General features: G+C 61.0%; 1 protein-coding gene. It reads right to left on the bottom strand.

What is annotated here, in order from left to right; all coding sequences use genetic code 11:
• Positions 1-426 (bottom strand): FecR domain-containing protein (locus EOA32_RS37880; RefSeq protein ID WP_189407758.1); only part of this gene is annotated, 426 nt, incomplete at both ends.

Here is a 426-nt window from a genome sequence, read left to right as displayed (position 1 = left end):
GCTGAATGGCGACCTTAAGCCCGCAATTTCCGCCGGTACCGAAGCCTCCCGAAAGCTGCTGAGTGCCGGTCAGAAACGGCAACGCCCGCTGGGTGCCGAGTGCGGTGAGCACAGATCGATTGACCTTGGTAACGTCGCTCATTGCGCCTGATGGCGACGCGACCACACAATCGCAGCGCTGCTTCAGTTCCCTGCATCCGCCACCGCTGCAGAACCGAGCCGACCCCTTCAGGAGCACGACGGCGGTTTTGCCGTTGGGCGCGATGTGAACGTCGAGTGCTGTTCCCCGCACCCCTATCGTGCCCGCGGGCGTGACGATCTGGTAGGCGGACGAGGACGAGCTTCCGCTTATCCAGCGAAACGTTCCCTTGGCGGCGCGGATAGTAAGGTTCTTCACCGAATTATCATCGTTGAAGACGTACTTGT

This window comes from Mesorhizobium sp. M1A.F.Ca.ET.072.01.1.1, assembly GCF_004023325.1.
Taxonomy (GTDB): Bacteria; Pseudomonadota; Alphaproteobacteria; order Rhizobiales; family Rhizobiaceae; genus Mesorhizobium.
The sequence above is the reverse complement of the archived record's forward strand: the minus strand, read 5'-3'. Positions and strand labels throughout refer to the sequence as shown.